Here is a 15,562-nt window from a genome sequence, read left to right as displayed (position 1 = left end):
TGCTCCAGGATGGCGCGGATTCTGGCATGAGTGCTGGATTGAATCGACAGACCGCCGAGCGGCTCGATGTCGAAAGCGAAGCGGCATTTCTCGCTCGTCTTCAAGGCATCACGGAGGCTCTGGCCGCCACCGCACAACGCTACGACGCCAGCGGTGAATTCCCCCACGACAATTTTCGCTTGCTGCATGAACACAACCTGCTCGCCCTGACGGTTCCCAGCGCTCTGGGCGGCGGCGGTGCGGGTCTCAAGCAGGCGCAACAGGTGATCAGCGCCGTTGCCCGGGGCGAGCCGTCGACCGCGCTGATTCTGGTCATGCAATACCTGCAACATGCCCGCCTGCAGCTGACTCCGAACTGGCCAGAGCACCTGCGCCGACAGGTCGCGCTGGATGCAGTCAACCATGGCGCGCTGCTCAACGCCTTGCGGGTCGAACCGGACCTCGGCTCGCCTTCACGCGGCGGCCTGCCAGCCACCACTGCCCGTCGTACGGCCGAGGGCTGGCGGATCAGCGGCCGGAAAATCTACTCGACCGGCAGCCACGGCCTGACCTGGTTCAATGTGTGGGCTCGCAGTGATGACGCCGATCCACTGGTGGGGGTTTGGCTGGTGCGTAAGGACAGCCCCGGCGTGCGTATCGTCGAGGACTGGGATCACCTGGGCATGCGCGCGACGTGCAGTCATCAAGTGGTGTTCGAGGATGTGCTGGTGCCGCTGGAGCACGCGGTCAATGTTAGCCCGGCGAGTTCGGCGCAACCGGAACTGGACGCGACGGGTGTGCTGTGGATGTCGGTGCTGCTGTCATCGGTCTACGACGGCATCGCGCAATCGGCGCGGGACTGGCTGGTGGCGTTTCTGGAGACGCGCCAGCCGTCGAATCTCGGCGCAGCGTTGTCGACCCTGCCACGCTTTCAGGAAGCGGTCGGCCACATCGACACGCTGTTGTTCGCCAATCGCACCCTGATCGAATCCGCCACCCACGGTCTGACACCCGCCAGCCATGCGTCGCAGATCAAGTACCTGGTGACCTCCAACGCGATTCGTGCCGTTGAATTGGCCGTCGAGGCCACCGGCAATCCCGGCCTCTCGCGCAGCAACCCGCTGCAACGGCATTACCGCAACGTGATCTGCGGCCGCGTGCATACGCCGCAGAACGATGTGGTGTTGCAGGGAGTAGGCAAGGCGGTATTTGCGGGGAGGAAGGAGCAGGCGTGACACATAGGAGGTCGACAGATCGGCTGCTCTGGTGAAAGATGCGCGTTTCGCTGCGGGATGCGATTTCCGCGTCCCAGTCGGCCGAACGCGCCACGAGGTCCAGAATGCCCAACCAGTTGTCCCCTCCCGACCACTTGCCCGATCACTGCATGGCGGTCCTGTACGGGCTGGTGACTTCATTCCCCGGCAAGGGCAAGACGTCATTGCTCAAGTTGCTGCGCTCGATCGGGGCGACCGACGCCGGCGGCAAACTGCTGGACGCCGAGACGTTGTCCGGTCTTCTCGATTGGCTGCATCAGGAGGGCTGGATCATACCGGAGGAGCGCCCGGAGGGACGCTATCTCAGTGTCCCGCCGCAGTACCGCAATCGCGTATTGCTGAGCCTGTTCGCATCAGCCGATCGCGAGCATTGGCTACACGAAATCAAGACCAGCCTGCCGCAGCTCAGTGAGTGGCAGACCCCGTCTGGCTTGCGGATATTGCAAGACCTCTGGCTAAACCTGCTCAGTAGCGACCTGCCTCGATTGGCGTACTCGCTGCGTCTGGCGAACTTGATGTTCACCCACCCGCAATCCCCGGTTGCGCACCCGATGTATTCGCTACAGGCCGACCCGCAGGGTCTGGAGCTTATCGCCCGGCTCGATGACGACATTCGCGTGCTACTGATCGAGGATCACCTCAACTTACTCAACACCCAGCTCGGGCCCGCCGGCCAGAGTTACCCGCTGGCGCTGCGCGAGATGGAGATTCAGTCCCCCCGCGCGCTCGCGACAGAAGTTTGCCTGCAGGCCCTGTGGCGCGGCGACTGGGTGACCTTTGAGCACATCGAGGTCGAGGAGCTGGGCTTGCTGCAGCAAACCGTCCATTTGCTGTTGCGCGGTCAAGTGAACGAGACGCTGCAGGTGCTGCGTAGCTGGCTCAGCGAAATCCGCAGGCTCACCAAGAAACGCAGGATCGACCTGCCGCCCGTGCTCAACGCGTTTTACAGCCTGGCGCTTATCGCAGAGAACGATCCTCAGCAGCGGACGGCGCTTAGACAGGCCATCACGCTGGGCGATAAACAAAACTACGGTCGTTCGTACCCGGTGCTTCATTACCTGCTCCAGCAGTTGCAGGGTGAAACGTCATCCCTTTCGTCGGCCTTCATACCCGGCCCGCTGAACGGCCTGGACGGCCTGATGATGGCCCTTGCCCTGTACTGGCTGGATGCGCCCCAAGTGCACCAGAGTCAATGGCGCTACACCCTGGAGGATTACCGTGATGAGCTGGCTCGGGATGAATACCTCTGGCTGGCAGCGGAATTCGACGCATTACTCGCCGTGCAATTCGGTCAGCCCCGGCAATATGCGCAGGTGCATCAGAGCGGCGGGCTGCAGCCGCTGGTCGCACTCTGTCACCGTCAGGAAGCCTGGGAACATGCCCTCAATGCGCTGAGCCAGCTCAGACCGGGCAAAGTGCCGGCCACCCCTGTTGGTGACGAGAAAAATACGCGCCTGGCCTGGACCATCGAACTCTATGAATATTGGGCCAAGGTCGAGGCCCGGGAACAGAAGCGCAATGCCAAGGGACAGTGGAGCAGGGGCCGGGTGGTGGCGCTCAAGCGTCTGGTCGAAGACAGCGATGTCATGGATTTTCTCTGCGAGCAGGACCGGCAGGCGATCAGCGCTATCCAGGTCAGCTATCACTACAGCCGTCCTGAGTACGAACTGCCTGCCGTCCACGCCTTCCCTCGGCTGGTGGGTCACCCCGCGCTTTACTGGGGAGATGCGCCGGACGTGCGTATCGATCTGCAAGCGGGTCAGGCTACCCTGCACCTTCAGGCCCGTGCCGAGCAGATTCGTGTGCATCTGGAGCCCGCGGGCATCCTCGATGCCGAGGAAACCTATGTACACAAAGAGACGCCGACCCGCCTGCTGGTCTACCCGATCAGTCGAGAGCTACGCAAAATCGCTGAAATCATCGGCGATGGCTTGAGCGTGCCGGCCTCGGCCAGGGCGCAACTGATCGAGGCCGTGAGCGCGATTGCGCCGCTGCTTCCGATACACTCGGACATCCCCGAACTTACCGGGCATCTGGACCGCGAACCTGCCGACACTCGTCTCTACGCCCATTTGCTGCCTCTGGCCGAGGGCGTGCGTCTGCAATTACTGGTGCGTCCATTGGCAGATGGCAGCTGGTTCCGCCCAGGCCAGGGCGCCGAAAATTTGCTGGGCGAGCGCGATGGCAAGGCGCTGCAGGTCATCCGGGATCTGGCGGCCGAACGACACGCCCTGCAGCAGGTATTGCAAAGCTGTCCAGGACTTGCCTACGCCGACAGCGACGGCCAGGAGTGGCAACTGGACCAGCCCCAGCATGCCCTGCAATTACTCAGTGAACTGCACGCACTGGACGGCGAGCAACTGCACTGCATCTGGCCGGAAGGCGAACGCATGCGGATCAAGGCGCGCCCCGGCCTGACCCATCTCAATCTGGGGCTTCGTCAACAGGGTGACTGGTTCGTGCTGCAAGGCAATATCACCCTCGACGATGGCAAAGTGTTACAGCTCAAAGAGCTGATGGAACTGCTCAAGGCCAGCCCCGGACGCTTTTTGAGGCTCAATGAACGCGATTGGCTGGCCCTCGACGACAGCCTGCGCAAGCGCCTCGATGAGCTGGCTCACCTCTCGGACCGGATCAGTGACCAGGGCCTGCGCCTCAGCCCCCTCACCTCGCCGTTGCTCGCCAGCCTGGCTCAGGAAGTCGGGCAATTCGACGCCGATGCTAGCTGGCAAACGCATCTCGAAAAACTGCAGTCCTTGCGGGACTACCAGCCTCAGGTGCCCGGCACGCTGCAAGCCGAATTACGCGATTACCAGCATGACGGGTTCGTCTGGCTGGCGCGCCTGGCCCAGTGGGGCGTCGGCGCCTGTCTGGCCGATGACATGGGTCTGGGCAAGACTGTGCAGACACTGGCCCTGCTGCTGCAACGCGCCAGCCTGGGACCGCAACTGGTCGTGGCACCGACTTCGGTCACGCTCAATTGGCAAGCCGAAAGCGTACGCTTCGCGCCGGGCCTCAAATTGCGGCTCTATCAACAGCAGCGCAGCCTGAGCGAGCTCGGCCCTGGCGATCTGGTCATCGTCAGCTATGGCTTGCTGCAACTCGATACCGCGGCATTCACCGAGCAGCACTGGACCAGCATCGTGCTGGACGAAGCGCAAGCCATCAAGAATGCCCAGACCAAGCGTTCGCAGACCGTCATGGCGCTGCAGGCCGACTTCCGTATGGTCGCTACCGGCACCCCGCTGGAAAACCATCTCGGCGAGTTGTGGAACCTGTTCCGTTTCATCAACCCGGGCCTGCTCGGCAGTCAGGAAAGCTTCGCCGGCCGCTTCGCGACGCCCATCGAGCAAGGTGATGTGGGCGCGCGCCGCGCGCTCAAAGCGTTGATCCAGCCTTTTATCCTGCGCCGCCTGAAAAGCCAGGTGCTCGCCGAACTACCGGCACGCACCGAGATTACCTACAAGGTGCCTTTGTCGGATGAGGAAGCCCACCAGTACGAAGCCCTGCGCCAGCAGGCGGTCGCTACCCTCTCGCGACTCGACCCGCAGCAGGGCAAATCCATGCAGGTGCTGGCGGAAATCACCCGTCTGCGCCGCTTCTGTTGCCACCCTTCGCTGGTCTTGCCAGGCTCGACGCTCAAGAGCAGCAAGTTGCAGGCCTTCACCGAAATCGTCAGCGAGCTGCTCGATAACCGGCACAAGGCGCTGGTCTTCAGCCAATTCGTCGATCACTTGAGCATCGTCCGCGCCTGGCTCGATCAGCAGGGGATTGCCTATCAATACCTTGATGGCGCCACTCCGGCCAAGGAACGGCAGAGCCGGGTCAATGCTTTTCAGGCCGGGGTGGGCGACATCTTTCTGATCAGCCTCAAGGCCGGTGGCAGTGGGCTGAACCTGACAGCCGCGGACTATGTGATCCATCTCGATCCCTGGTGGAACCCGGCCGTTGAAGATCAAGCCAGTGATCGTGCTCACCGCATGGGGCAACAACGACCTGTGACGATCTACCGGCTAGTCACCGAAAACAGCATCGAGGAACAGATCGTGGGTTTGCATGGACGCAAGCGCGACCTTGCCGACAGCCTGCTGGACGGAGGGGAAATCAGCGCCAAACTGGATGCCGATGCGCTGTTGGAGTTGCTCAAGGGCTAGAAGCGAGGATCAGGACAAAGGCTTACTTCGGTTCCCCACTGAACTGAGCCTGTGCATTGCGCGAATGTGATTTGTGCTCCGCAGCGTTAACCCACAATAACGCCGCCATCAGCCGAGGGATCAGCTCTCGGCCGACTGACGCCGGTGTCCTCGATCATTTCAATCGTCAGGTCCGGCCATAACGCTCTCAGCTTTCAGGCGCTGTAAAGCCGCGGTAGTCATCGTTCAGGCGTCCAGGTTCAGACTGAACTTACGATCTACCGCAGCCTTGGCAGCCACTCATCCAAATGCTCTGCGACGGCTGCTACGCCCCCTATACCGCACAGGTTTTCGGTAATCCAGCCCGAGCAATAGCTCCGGTAAACGGCTCGTTCGGCAGCCATTCAGTCAGCGTTTTGCGTATGTCGAGCAAGGCGTCGATGTCTATGCCTGTCTTCAGTCCCTGGGACTCCATCAAAAACACCGTGTCTTCGGTATTGATGTTGCCAGTCGCGTTGGGCGCGAAGGGACAGCCGCCCAATCCTCCGAGTGAAGAATCGAAACGACGTATGCCGACATCCAGTGCTGCCGTTACGTTCGCCAGCCCCAGCCCACGGGTGTCATGGAAGTGGCAGATAACCGGCTTGTCGCCTGTCAGGCTCAGCACATTACGCATCAGTCGTCGAACCTGAGCCGGATTGGCGTAACCGACGGTGTCGGCAATAGCGATTTCATCTGCTCCGCACTCGAGCAACTGGCTGACCAGATCGAGCACCGCCGATTCGTCGACACGTCCGGCGACCGTGCAGCCAAAGGCGGTAGCCACACCGGCGCTCAACGCCGTGGAACGCTGACCGCTTTCGTCGCGAAACTTCACGATCCGACGAAAATCCTCGACGGATTCCGCCGTACTGCGTCGCACGTTCTTCAGATTGTGTTCATTGCTCGCGGACAGGACGTAATGCACCTGCTGCAGGCCCGTTTCGAAGGCGCGCTGGGCGCCTTTCAGATTTGGCACCAGCGCCGACGCCTTCAAGCCCTCGATAGCCAACGCGCCACGGGCAACGTCGGCGGCATCAGCGAATTGGGCAACGATGTGCGCCGGCACGAACGACGTCACTTCAATCTCGGTGCAGCCTGCCGCCCTCATACGCCGGCACCACTCCAGCTTCTGCTCGGTGGACAGAAACGTGCTCACCATTTGCAGACCGTCACGCAGGCCTACTTCCCGAATATGTATCTGATCGGTAGTCATCTTCTTACCTCACATTCTTGATGATGTCGTCGGGCAACCCGGCCATCTCCACTTCCGCCTGTGCGCCATGCTTACGTCGGGCGACGACGCCAGGTCCGAACAGAACCACCGAAACGGCTCCTGCAATGAGCAATAAAGCAATGGCGCCCAAACCTCCGACCATGCTTCCGGTCAGTGTCTTGAACGTACCGATGATCATCGGGCTGACGAAACCACCCATCAAACCAATGCAGTTGATAAGCGCGATACCACCCGCGGCGCCTCGGCCACGGATATGGTCAGTGGCGATGGCCCAGATCAGCGGGTTAGGCGCGAAAATGCCTGCGGTCGCCACGGACAGCGCCACCAGCGTCAAGGCCAGATTGTTGGAGACAAACCCGGCAATCACCAGACCCGCGGCTCCGACGATCATCGCTCCGGCGCAATGCCAGCGACGCTCCAGCGTCCGGTCCGAATGCCGGTTCAGGACGATCAGCGCCACCCAACTGACGAAGTAAGGAATCGCGGTGTAGCCGCCGATGGCGAGATGTCCGTCGACCCCTGAATTCTTGATCAACGTCGGCAGCCAGAAACCGATGGCGAACACGCCGGCGATCTGGGTGAACCATACAAATCCCATCAAATAGACACGCGGATCGCGCAACGCAATGGCGAAGGTGTGCTCGGCATGCGTATCGCTGACGCCCGAACTGCGGCGCATGTCATCGATGACCTGGGTCTTTTCGGCAGGCGTCAGCCATTTCGCATCTTGTGGTGTGTTGTCGAGGTAAAAGTAGGCAATCACGCCCAGGAGACAGGCTGGCAGACCCTGGACGATGAACATCCATTGCCAGCCGAACAGGCCGTGCAAGCCATCGAAACGAGTCATCAACCAGCCGGAGAGCGGCCCGCCGCACAGTCCGGCGATACCCGTCGCACAGGTGAACAGCGCGATGACCCGCGCACGACGTTCGACCGGATACCAGCGCGTGAGGTAAAAGATCACGCCGGGGTATAGGCCGGCCTCGGCTACTCCGAGCAAGAACCGGACACTATAAAAATGGGATGGCTGAGTGACGAAGGCTGTACCCGCGGCGAGCAGCCCCCAAAGCACCATGATCCGCAGAAAGGTCGTTCTGACACCGATACGAGCAAGTAACAGGTTGCTCGGCACCTCCATCATCACGTAGCCGATGAAGAAAATGCCCGCGCCGATACTGTAGGTCAGGTCGCTGAAGCCCACATCCTGTTTCATGTCGAGTTGGGCAATACCGACATTGATGCGGTCAAGGAAGGCAAACACGTAGCAGAGGAACAGGAACGGGATCAGTCTTAGCGTGATTTTCTTGTAAGTCCGTTCGACATCGACGGCAGCTGCACCAATAGCGGAAGTCATTATTATTATCTCCTGCGGTTCAGACCGGTTGGTCAGCCGGCCGTAAGCCGGCCGGCATAGGTGGCGAGGCTCAACGCCCGCGGAATACGGGCTCTCTCTTTTCGTTGTAGGCACTGATACCTTCCAGCCGGTCGGCAGTCGGGATCAGACAGTTGTACGCTTCTATCTCTACGAACAGGCCGGTTCTCAGGTCGGTCTGCATGCCCAGATCAATTGCTTTTTTGGCCTGCGTGACAGAAAGAGGGGCGCTGCTGCAGATATCCCGCGCAGCTTCGATCGCTTGTTTGAGGACGTCCTCTGGCTCGCAGAGCCGGTTGACGACGCCCCAGTCGAGCGCCTCCTGGGCGGTAAATCGCGCGCCTCGGAAAATCAGCTCCTTGGCGCGCCGGATGCCGATAGTCCGTGGCAATTGTTGCGTACCGCCACCGCCCGGCATGATGCCGCGCTTGACCTCGGTAAAACCGAACACGGCATTTCTGGAGGCGTAGGCGAAGTCACAAGCCAGCAGCAACTCCAGCCCTCCTGCGACTGCCGACCCGTTGGCGGCGCAAATCAATGGCACTGGGCAGTCGGTGATCGCGCGATTCATCCGTTCAAACAAATAATGCTGTTGGCCGAACTGTTCATCGCTCATGCGTTCCCGCTGTTTGAGGTCGGCGCCGCCGCAGAAGGTTCGCTCACCAGCAGCGGTGAGAATCGCGCAGCGGTATAACGTCGGGTCCGCTTCCAGCGCGCCAAACACGCGAATCAGCTCGCGGCCCATTGTCGTGCTGATGGCGTTGGACACCTCGGGGCGGTTCATGCGCACCACGAGGATATGCTCGTCGACCTCTTCCAGTTGCAGCGTTGCCAGCGCACCCGGGCCGATGTGATCAGTTATTTTCACTGTGCCTCCTGCGTAATGGTGTATCGATGAATGGGGTATCGGTGAGCAGATGATTGTGTTCACCAAGGCGCGGCGTACGACCGATATCGCTCGGCCGTGCACCGCCAAAAGAAATGGGCAAACCCACGACAGTGGCGGCGTCGTCCGAAGTGCGCTGCAGAATGTCCAGCGCCCTGGTTTGCTCATGCTCGACAACTTGATCGATGGTCTGAATGGGGCCGCAGGGTATGCCGAGCGCGTCAAGCGCTTGCAGCCAGTGCGCGGTCGATTGCCGCGAAAACTCGGCCTGGAGCAAGTCGATCAAGGCTTGGCGGTGACTGACGCGGGCACCGTTGTTGGCAAAACGTGGGTCCTGCGCCAGCGCCGGAATACCCAGCACTTCGCACAGACGCCGGAACAGGCCGTCGTTGCCGGCGGCGACCATGATGTCGCCGTCGGCACAAGCGAAGGCCTGATGCGGCACGATCGCTGCCGTTCCCGAACCCCAGCGCCCCGGCAGTTCGCCGCAGGCTAGATAATCAGCGATCTGTACGCCGCCCCAGCTGACCGCTGTTTCGTATAGCGACACCGAAACGATTTCACCGACACCGGTAGCCTGACGGCGAAACAGCGCCGCCAGCACACCGATAGCCGCCCATAATCCGGTGCCCATGTCGTTGACCGACACCGGGATGCGACTCAGCGGTTCGCCAGGGCCGCCGACAAGACTCATGAGTCCGCCCAGCGCCTGAACCAGCGGGTCATAACCAGGCTTGTCGCGCAAAGGACCCTGACTGCCGAAAGCGCCGAGGTTGCAGTACACCAACGACGGCTTGCTCTGTCTCAATGTCTCGCCGCCGAGGCCATACTTCTCGACGCCGCCGGCCTTCAGGTTTTGCAACACTACATCGGCACGGCGCTGGATCAGTTCGCGCAACAGACCTGCCTCGTCCGGATTGGCCAGCGACATCGCGATGCTTGACTTGCCATGGTTGATGGCATGGAACAGGGCGGCGGAGCCATCCACGAAAGGTGGCCCCCAATCCCGTGCGTAGTCACCTCGTTCAGCGCTCTCGATCTTGATGACCTCGGCTCCCAGCGAGCCGAGAATCATCCCGGCGTAAGGCGCGGCGAGGCTGTGACCGATCTCGATCACGCAGATGCCGGCCAGTGGAAGGGAATTATTCACGGTCACCCCCTCACGCACTGGCGAATGCCGAAGATGCGTCGCTCGTCTCGACATCCGGCACGTCGACCTGATAGTCGCGTCGCGCAGCCTGTGCGGTGATATAGCCGTCGGCGACATCCGCCAGCACGCGCTCACGGTCCCGAAGCCGCGGGTCGCCATAACCGCCGCTGCCCGCAGGCTGGACAATCACACGCTCGCCGCGCCGCACGACGGTCTGTCCGCCTTTGGCCGCCACTTCGGTGATGCTGCCGTCGGGCTTCTGCACCCGGCAGAGGAACGGTGTGCCGGACACGCCACCAAAGTGACCTTCCGGCGCCGAACGGCCACGCTCTCCGGAAACCGTGAACGTCGCCTCGTCATAATCGACGCGGTAGATTCGTCGCGATGTAAGGCCGCCGCGGAAGCGTCCCGCTCCGCCAGTGTCCGGTACCAGGCTCCACTGCTCGATGGTCAGCGGCGAGCTTCGCTCGATCATTTCCACGGACTGACTGCCAGCATTGCCGACGTAGACGCGAATGCCGCTCACGCCGTCCTTATCCGGACGCGCGCCCATGCCGCCGGCGTGCACGTCATGCATGGTGACGAATGCCTGGCCAGTCTGTTCGACACGTTTGAGGTTGGTGTCACGGCCGCTGAAAATACCGGCGCACGAGGCGCAGTTGCTCTGCCCTACGATGCGCTCGGGAATCGCCGGAGCCAGCGCCTTGAGCAGCAGGTCGATGACCCGCGGTGAAGTTTCCGTATTACCCGATACCACCGATGCCGGATATTGGCAGTTCAATACACTGCCGGGCGGCGCGATGATGGTCACGGGGCGGTAGCAGCCCTGATTGATCGGAATGCTGATATCGGTAATGGCTTTCACGGTGAACCAGGTGCTGTTGCAGGTCACCGACAGTGGGCAGTTCACCCCGCCACGTACCTGATTGCCCGTGCCTGTGAAGTCGAAGGTCATGTGGTCATCGTCGACGCTGACTTTGACTTTCAGCAGCGGACGCTCCTGTACCCAACCATGAGCTTCGATCGGATCGAGGTATTCCTCTGCCTCGTAGGTGCCGTTAGGGATATTGCCTATCGCGGCGCGAATCAGCTTCTCGGAATGATCGAGGCTCTGCTCCATCGCGGTCCGCAGATTTTCCGCGCCGTGCTTTTCCAGCAAATCCGTGAGGCGTCGATCACCTACAAAAGTACCGGCGTACTGCGCCTGAATATCGAGCAGGAGTTCGTGGGAGTTGCGGCTGTTGCGACTGAGAATTTCCAGCACGTCGCGTACAGGCTCGTCGTTCCTGTAGAGCAGCACGGGCGGTATGCGAATCCCTTCGGCGAATACGTCCCAGGTAGTGACGGTGTAGCTGCCCGGCGACTGGCCGCCGATGTCCGTCCAATGGCCCCGGGTCATCACGAACGCGACGATCTCGCCGTTGAAGAATACGGGACGCGTGAACTGCACATCCGGTTGATGGTTGCCGCCGCCGACATAAGCGTCGTTACTGACGATCACGTCGCCGGGGCGCAGATTTTCACGGCCGATCGCTTCCACTGAAACCCGGGTGGAGATGACGGCGGAACCGAGCATCGTCGGAATGTCGTTGCCCTGGGCGACCAACTGCATATGAGCGTCGAAAATCGCTGCCGAAGAGTCTCCACTGGCGTGCATGAGTGGGCTGCCAGCAGTACGCATCATCGCGATTTTCATTTCGCGGGCGATAGCGAAGAGGCTGCTGCGAATGATTTCATAAGTGACGATGTCCATTTTAGGCTCCCAGCTCGATCACGAGGTTCATGTCTTCATCGACGATGGCCGATTGCGATGCCTTCAGCACCGCGCAACTGCTGTGTTCCTCGATCACCGCAGGCCCTTCGATACGCCCACCGACCGGGATAGCGTCACGCTTGTAAACCGGCAAGGTATGAATGTCGCCGTCGTAATACACCGTCCGGGACGCCTCGGAAGCAGCTACCGCGCCGTTGCTGTTTTTTGCCACGCCGCCTCGCCAACCGGTGGCGGTGACCAGCTGCAATCGCAGGTTCGCGACCACGATCGGCTTGTCCGCGCTGACGAAGTTCCAAAGCCGCAAATGCGCCGCCTCGAAGTCGTGGGCCAGCGTGGTACATAGATCGTCATTGATCTGCACCGGTACGGTGATCACATCCGGCTGACCGGCGTATCGGCAATCGGCGAAACGAATGACCTGGGCACTTTCCGGATCGACATCCAGCCGGCGCAGCTCACTCATTCCCTGGTCCAGCAACGCTGAGAATTGCTCGAAAAGCACCCTGTCATTGAGCTTGTCCAAGTCCTTCTCGACCGGCCGTTGATAGTCATATTGCTGATCCGCGACGGTCATGCCGAAGGCACTGAACAGCCCCGGCAGCGGAGGAATGACCACACGCCGAATGCCCATCTGGTCTGCCAGGTCGAGCGCATGCACAGGTCCTGCGCCGCCGTAGCAGATGTAGGAGAACTCACGAGGATCGTAACCACGCTCCACCGTCATGATGCGGATCGCCTGTGCCATCAGGGCGTTGGCAACCGAGCGCACGGTCTGGGCGGCTTCGAGCACACTCAATCCCAGGGGCTTGGCCACCACCTCCTCAACCACGCGGTAGGCAGCTGCCGCGTCGAGACGAAACTCGCCGCCCAGGAAACTGTTCGGATCAATGTATCCAAGCACCACGTTGCAGTCGGTCACGGTGGCGCGCTCGCCGCCACGTCCGTAACAGGCCGGTCCCGGATCGGCGCCAGCGCTTTCCGGACCGATGCGCACACCGCCCCCTGCGTCGATCCAGACAATGGAACCTCCACCCGCCCCCACCGAATCGATATCGATGCTTGGGCAACGCACGGAGTAGGTGTGCAGCAGGTTTTTGTTACGCAGTTCCGGACGAAACTCGCGAATCAGCGAAACATCGAACGTCGTCCCGCCCATATCTCCCAGGATGGCGTTGCGCAGGTCACTCTTCTCGCAACTGCGAATCGCGGCACTGACACCACCGGCTGGCCCGGATTCGAGTAGCACGATGGGCCGCGACGCGACCACGGCAGGGCTGGCCAGCCCACCATTCGATTGCATAAACAGGAATTTGCCCGCGAAACCCAACTCAGCCAAGGCATCGGCAAAACGATCGATGTATCGGCCGCATACTGGCCCGAGCATGGTGTTGATGACCGTCGAACTGGTGCGTTCGTACTCCATGACTTCGGGGTTGACTTCATGCGAAGCAGACACGAAATGCTCGGGAAGCAAGCGCCGCAGCGTCTCGACGGCGCTCTTCTCATGGGCAGGGTTTACGTGTGCATGAAGAAAGGAAACCGCGACCGCCTCGACATCGGAGGCTCGAATTATTGCTGCGAGCTCGTGTAGTTCCTGTTCGGCAAGGGGGATTTCCACCGAGCCCTCGAAGCTCATCCGCTCGGTGACTTCCAGACACCACCGGCGCTCAACCAGCGGCCGTGGATTATTGAATTGCAGGTCGTAAAGGTCGGCGCGGTCGTGACGCGAAACGCGCCGTAGTTCCAGAATGTCGCGAAAGCCGCGAGTGGTGATCAAAGCGGTTTTGGCGCCCGTGCCTTCTACGACCATATTGGTCGCCATTGTCGTGCCATGGCCTAGAAACGACACATCCTGGCTGGTCGAGCCGGAAATCTGCAGGATGCGTCGATAACCTTCGATAGCCCCAACTACCCGATCCTTGGGTGTTGTCGGCACCTTTGTCGACCAAATCTGGCCGGACGTATCATCTACCATCACCACGTCAGTGAATGTGCCACCTACGTCGATACCTATTCTTTTTCTTTTCATGTCGCCGTACTCCGATTCATTTGCCCCTTCAAGAAAGGGACCCAAGAGGCGGAATGAGTATATTTAGGCGACTCTGATCGCAAATAATGAAAACTTCCGATTACGTGAGAACCTGGGGTTATAGCCGTGATAATTAGCATCGAAGCGATTCTGAGACGCTTGAGAGGAGGACATATCGCACTGCTGATAGCGCTCGATGATCATGGTTCTCTGCGTCGGGGAGCCCAGCAGATATCGGTTTCGCAACCTGCGGCGACCAAATCGCTGCACGAAATCGAAGCCATTTTCGGTGCGGAATTGTTCGAACGCTCGCCACGCGGCATCGTCCCCAACGAGCTGGGACGCTGCGCCATACGCCACGCCCGGGCGATGCGCGCGACCTTGGCTTCGTTGCGCGACGAGTTGGCAGCGATCATGCGTGGAAGCGGCGGCACCCTGGCCATTGGTGCAGTGATGGGAGCGGTGCCGGTGTGGCTGACGCCGACCTTGAGAGCCTTGCGCGAAGTCCAGCCGCATGTATCGGTGGAAGTCTGGGAAGACAACAGCACCCGGCTGCTGGCGATGCTCGATGAGCGGGTTCTCGATCTAGTGCTGGGGCGCCCGAATGTCAGCATGCACCCGGAGACTTATGATTTCATCCCGCTGGCGATTGAGCAGATCTGCTTTGTCGTGGACGGCAACGATCCCCTCGCCCATCGTCCCGATGTCGGCCTTTCCGACATCGCTGGCAACCCCTGGATCGTGCCGCAGGCACACCTTCCGATGCGCTCATTACTGGAGCAGATATTCGAAGAAGCCGACCTGCCATTCCCGCTCTATGGGACGGAAACCTCATCGACCTTCGCGACTTTATCGTTATTGCGCGCTGCCGACGGCACCGTAGGCGTCATGCCATTTCTGGTGGCGGAGTACTTCGCTAAATTCGGTTTGATTGCAATCCTGCCGATCAAGATCAACAAGACTGGCGCGCCTTACGGCATAGCGACCAAAATCGGCGCCACCCTGACCCAACCGGTGCAGATGTTCATTAAATTGTGCCGCGAGCACATGGCACTGTCGGACAGTTGAAGCTGAAGTCCGCGGTTGCGAGTTTATCGAGGGTGGACGACAAATGACTGTCGCAGACTTGAGAAACCGTGGGCTTGAGCATGAATCAGGCGCGTATCTGCGCAGGTGGACGGCCGCGTTCTGATTACTCGCCACAGCTATTGGGGTACCCGGCAAGACCGCCATGGATAGCCCGTCGACATCGTTGAGGTATACGCCTTACCGGGAGATTTTCGCCGCAACGAAAAAAGGACCCGAAGGTCCTTATTTCAACGATTTACAGACGTATGTGACGATCTGCAGATCATAAATTGGAGCGGGAAACGAGACTCGAACTCGCGACCCCGACCTTGGCAAGGTCGTGCTCTACCAACTGAGCTATTCCCGCAATATGGCGTCCCCTAGGGGACTCGAACCCCTGTTACCGCCGTGAAAGGGCGGTGTCCTAGGCCACTAGACGAAGGGGACGCAAAACCTTCGATTTCAGCCTTGCCCGGACCAGGCAAGACCTACTGGTAATTTGGTGGAGCTAGACGGGATCGAACCGTCGACCTCTTGCATGCCATGCAAGCGCTCTCCCAGCTGAGCTATAGCCCCACAAAAGTGGTACGCTTTAACCGGCGTTACGGTATTCCCCAACCC

The 15,562-nt window shown here is 60.5% G+C and carries 9 protein-coding genes and 3 tRNA genes; 3 read left to right on the top strand and 9 right to left on the bottom strand.

Translation table 11 applies throughout. The features are described from left to right. Nucleotides 1-26: 26 nt before the first annotated feature. Together ACRER8_RS17770 and ACRER8_RS17765 are read left to right on the top strand one after the other, a co-directional pair. Nucleotides 27-1,214 carry an acyl-CoA dehydrogenase family protein gene (locus ACRER8_RS17770; protein ID WP_431747582.1) on the top strand — a complete coding sequence of 396 codons (1,188 nt, stop codon included), beginning with the start codon at nucleotides 27-29 and terminating at the stop codon, nucleotides 1,212-1,214. 104 nt (nucleotides 1,215-1,318) lie between these two features. After that, entirely contained in the window at nucleotides 1,319-5,407 is a 4,089-nt protein-coding gene (locus tag ACRER8_RS17765; protein WP_431747531.1) for a DEAD/DEAH box helicase, read from the top strand. Between the two features lie 313 nt (nucleotides 5,408-5,720). Here ACRER8_RS17765 and ACRER8_RS17760 read toward each other — a convergent pair whose 3' ends face one another. The 6 genes from ACRER8_RS17760 to ACRER8_RS17735 all read right to left on the bottom strand — a co-directional run bounded on the left by ACRER8_RS17760 (nucleotide 5,721) and on the right by ACRER8_RS17735 (nucleotide 13,873). Next, nucleotides 5,721-6,641, bottom strand: a complete 921-nt coding sequence (locus tag ACRER8_RS17760) for a hydroxymethylglutaryl-CoA lyase (RefSeq protein WP_431747530.1) — start codon at nucleotides 6,639-6,641, stop codon at nucleotides 5,721-5,723. A gap of 4 nt (nucleotides 6,642-6,645) precedes the next feature. After that, nucleotides 6,646-8,016, bottom strand: coding sequence for an MFS transporter (locus tag ACRER8_RS17755; protein WP_431747529.1), 1,371 nt, complete (start codon nucleotides 8,014-8,016; stop codon nucleotides 6,646-6,648). A 70-nt stretch (nucleotides 8,017-8,086) separates the two neighbouring features. Further along, a complete protein-coding gene (locus ACRER8_RS17750) occupies nucleotides 8,087-8,902 on the bottom strand; it encodes an enoyl-CoA hydratase-related protein (RefSeq protein WP_431747528.1) in 816 nt (271 codons plus the stop codon). Further along, nucleotides 8,889-10,070, bottom strand: coding sequence for a CaiB/BaiF CoA transferase family protein (locus tag ACRER8_RS17745; RefSeq protein ID WP_431747527.1), 1,182 nt, complete (start codon nucleotides 10,068-10,070; stop codon nucleotides 8,889-8,891). Before ACRER8_RS17745 ends, ACRER8_RS17750 begins: the two co-directional genes overlap by 14 nt. A 10-nt stretch (nucleotides 10,071-10,080) precedes the next feature. Then, nucleotides 10,081-11,823 carry a hydantoinase B/oxoprolinase family protein gene (locus tag ACRER8_RS17740; RefSeq protein ID WP_431747526.1) on the bottom strand — a complete coding sequence of 581 codons (1,743 nt, stop codon included), beginning with the start codon at nucleotides 11,821-11,823 and terminating at the stop codon, nucleotides 10,081-10,083. 1 nt (nucleotide 11,824) lies between these two features. Then, the gene (locus ACRER8_RS17735) at nucleotides 11,825-13,873 is read right to left on the bottom strand and encodes a hydantoinase/oxoprolinase family protein (RefSeq protein ID WP_431747525.1); all 2,049 of its coding nucleotides are present in this window, start codon (nucleotides 13,871-13,873) and stop codon (nucleotides 11,825-11,827) included. Nucleotides 13,874-13,999: 126 nt separating this feature from the next. Here ACRER8_RS17735 and ACRER8_RS17730 point away from each other — a divergent pair, with 126 nt between their 5' ends. Next, nucleotides 14,000-14,941 (top strand): LysR family transcriptional regulator, encoded by a 942-nt coding sequence (locus tag ACRER8_RS17730; RefSeq protein ID WP_431747524.1) that lies wholly within the window; start codon nucleotides 14,000-14,002, stop codon nucleotides 14,939-14,941. A 291-nt stretch (nucleotides 14,942-15,232) separates the two neighbouring features. On the opposite strand, the gene ACRER8_RS17725 is transcribed toward ACRER8_RS17730, so the two are convergent. The 3 genes from ACRER8_RS17725 to ACRER8_RS17715 form a co-directional block, all read right to left on the bottom strand. Beyond that, nucleotides 15,233-15,308: transfer RNA gene (locus ACRER8_RS17725), tRNA-Gly, on the bottom strand. 4 nt (nucleotides 15,309-15,312) lie between these two features. Further along, nucleotides 15,313-15,388, bottom strand: a tRNA-Glu gene (locus ACRER8_RS17720). Nucleotides 15,389-15,441: 53 nt separating this feature from the next. Next, a tRNA-Ala gene (locus tag ACRER8_RS17715) sits at nucleotides 15,442-15,517 on the bottom strand. Nucleotides 15,518-15,562 lie beyond the last annotated feature (45 nt).

It is taken from the genome of Pseudomonas sp., assembly GCF_050739935.1.
Lineage (GTDB): Bacteria > Pseudomonadota > Gammaproteobacteria > Pseudomonadales > Pseudomonadaceae > Aquipseudomonas.
This window is presented reverse-complemented; position numbering and strand designations above follow the sequence as displayed.

Coding starts and splice junctions, on each gene's coding strand:
- ACRER8_RS17735 (WP_431747525.1), bottom strand. CDS start 13,873: ATGAAAAGAAAAAGAATAGGTATCGACGTAGGTGGCACATTCACTGAC.
- ACRER8_RS17770 (WP_431747582.1), top strand. CDS start 27: ATGAGTGCTGGATTGAATCGACAGACCGCCGAGCGGCTCGATGTCGAA.
- ACRER8_RS17765 (WP_431747531.1), top strand. CDS start 1,319: ATGCCCAACCAGTTGTCCCCTCCCGACCACTTGCCCGATCACTGCATG.
- ACRER8_RS17740 (WP_431747526.1), bottom strand. CDS start 11,823: ATGGACATCGTCACTTATGAAATCATTCGCAGCAGCCTCTTCGCTATC.
- ACRER8_RS17755 (WP_431747529.1), bottom strand. CDS start 8,016: ATGACTTCCGCTATTGGTGCAGCTGCCGTCGATGTCGAACGGACTTAC.
- ACRER8_RS17760 (WP_431747530.1), bottom strand. CDS start 6,641: ATGACTACCGATCAGATACATATTCGGGAAGTAGGCCTGCGTGACGGT.